2 protein-coding genes are annotated in these 2275 nt (G+C 69.2%); both read right to left on the bottom strand.

All coding sequences use genetic code 11. From position 1 onward, the window contains the following. Positions 1-73 precede the first annotated feature (73 nt). Entirely contained in the window at positions 74-892 is an 819-nt protein-coding gene (istB, locus tag ACZ5VD_RS43895) for an IS21-like element helper ATPase IstB (RefSeq protein WP_468686089.1), read from the bottom strand. After that, entirely contained in the window at positions 892-2172 is a 1281-nt protein-coding gene (istA, locus tag ACZ5VD_RS43890) for an IS21 family transposase (RefSeq protein ID WP_468686088.1), read from the bottom strand. The genes istB and istA overlap by 1 nt, the downstream gene beginning before the upstream one ends. Between the last annotated feature and the right edge of the window lie 103 nt (positions 2173-2275).

The raw sequence follows: 2275 nt of genomic DNA, 5'->3' as shown, positions 1-2275 counted from the left end.
TGTCGGCGGCGGTTGAATCCTGACCCGGTGTGGGCGGTCGAGTTCTGACCCACCGGGTCTGGGTTGCCGGTGTTCAGTCGGTGTCGTGTGTGGCGGTGGGGACGCGTCCGAGTTGGCGTCCGCGCATGCGGTAGGAGTCGCCTTTGAGGGAGTGGACCTCGGCGTGGTGGACGAGGCGGTCGATCATGGCGGCGGCGACGGTCTCGTCGCCGAAGACCTCGCCCCAGCGTCCGAAGGGTTTGTTGCTCGTGACGATCACGCTCGCTCTCTCGTATCGGTTCGAGACCAGTTGGAAGAACAGGTTCGCGGCCTCGGATTCGAAGGGGATGTAGCCGACCTCGTCGACCACGATCAGCGGATAGCGGGACAGTTTGGTGAGCTCGGCCTGGAGGTGTCCGCCATGGTGGGCGGCGGCCAGGCGGTCGACCCATTCGGCGGCGGTGGCGAACGCGACGCGGTGGCCGGCCTGGCAGGCGCGGACCGCGAGTCCGATCGCCAGGTGTGTTTTCCCGGTCCCCGGCGGTCCCAGGAAGACGGCGTTCTCCTTGCCGGTGATGAAGTCCAACGTGCCCAGATGCGCGAGCTGTTGGCGCGTTATGCCGCGCAGATGGGTGATGTCGAGTTCCTCGATCGTCTTGATCGCGGGGAAGCGGGCAGTGCGGATGCGGGCCTCGCCGCCGTGGGACTCGCGTGCGGAGACCTCCCGCTGGAGGCAGGCGACGAGGAACTCGGTGTGTGTCCAGGTCTCCTTCAGGGCGCGTTCGGCCAGGCGTTCGGCGGCGTCCAGCAGGGCCGGGGCCTTCATCGCCCGGGCCAGGAAGGACAGGTCGGCGGCGGTCTGACGGCCGGTGCGGGGCCCCGCCGGGGCGGTGGTCTTGGTGGTGGTGGGCATCAGGAGACCTCCGGGTCATCGGCCTGGCCGCCGCCCTCGATGAGGGTGAACATGCGGTCATAGGAGTCGAGTTGGCGTTGTTCGACCTCGACGAGATCGCTTGCGGTGGCGGCGTTGTGCCGGCGGGCGGCCTGGGCCCGGGAAGCGTGGTGGTGGCGGTAGTCGCCGCGCAGAACGGCGGCGGCGTGGGCATGGACCGGGTCGGTGATGGTCTGCTGCTTGGCCCAGCACCGCGGATGGCGGGCGACTTCCGCCCCGCCGGGGGCGAGGGTCACGACGACCTCGTCGGTGTCGGTGCGGACCTGGACCTTCTTGCCGATGGCGAGGGGGTGCACGGAGTAGTCGCAGGTGTCGACGCGGATGTAGTGGTCGCGGCCGATGCGGGTGGCGAAGCGCCACCAGCGTGGCGGGTCGACGGGCGGCAGGGTGAGCATCTGGGCCCGGTCGGCTTCCCACCGGTCGACGGGGCGGGCGCCGAGGGTGCGGTGCTGGCGCCGGTTGGCGATGGCCAGCCAGGTGGTCAGCTGGGTGGTGAAGTCGTCGGGGCCGGTGAAGGTGCGGCCGGGCAGGAAGCTGGTCTCCAGGTAACCGTTGGCCCGCTCCACCAGCCCTTTCGCTTCTGGATCGCGGGGTCGGCAGAGGTGGATCCGGGTGGCGAGCAGGCCCGCGAACGCGGCGAAGTCGCCGGTCACCCTGCCGCGGCCGATGCCGGCCTCGTTGTCCCAGACCAGCATCCGCGGAACCGCGTTCCAGCCGGTCAGCAGCTTCCAGTGGCCGTCGATCAGGTCGCCGGTGGTGCGGGTGGGCAGCATCCTCGCCGTGATGATCCGCGAGTAGCCGGAGACCATCACGAGCACCGGCGGGTGGCCGGACTGGCCGTAGCCGAGCGGGATGTCGGCCGGCGGGAACCACAGGTCGCACTGGGCCAGCTCGCCGGGCTGATAGGTGGTGCGTGAGACCGGATCGACGGGCAGATAGGCGGGCCGCAGTTCGCGTACGCGTTCTTTGAGGACGGTCATGCCACGGTCCCAGCCGATCCGCTCGGCGATCACGGTCGCGGGCATAGTCGGGGTCTGCTTCAACAGTTCCCGGATCTGCGGCTCGACCGCGTCGACCGCCGAGCCCTTCGCCGCCCGGGAGTAGACCGGCGGCCGGTCGGTGGCCAGGGCCCGCTTCACTGTGTTCTTCGAGATGCCCAGCTGCCTCGCGATCGCCCTAATCGGCATCTGCTCGGCCCGGTGCAGCCTGCGGATCTCTGCCCAGTCCTCCACGGAAATCACCCTCTTCTCCTGACCTTCGATCAAGATCAGGTTGGTCAGAAGACCACGAAGTGGGTCAGTTTTGATCCGCCGTCAGAGGGTCACGATTCACCCGTCGCCGACA

The sequence above is a fragment of the Streptomyces sp. NPDC032822 genome (assembly GCF_055578825.1).
The sequence above is the reverse complement of the archived record's forward strand: the minus strand, read 5'-3'. Positions and strand labels throughout refer to the sequence as shown.

Coding starts and splice junctions, on each gene's coding strand:
- istB (WP_468686089.1), bottom strand. CDS start 892: ATGCCCACCACCACCAAGACCACCGCCCCGGCGGGGCCCCGCACCGGC.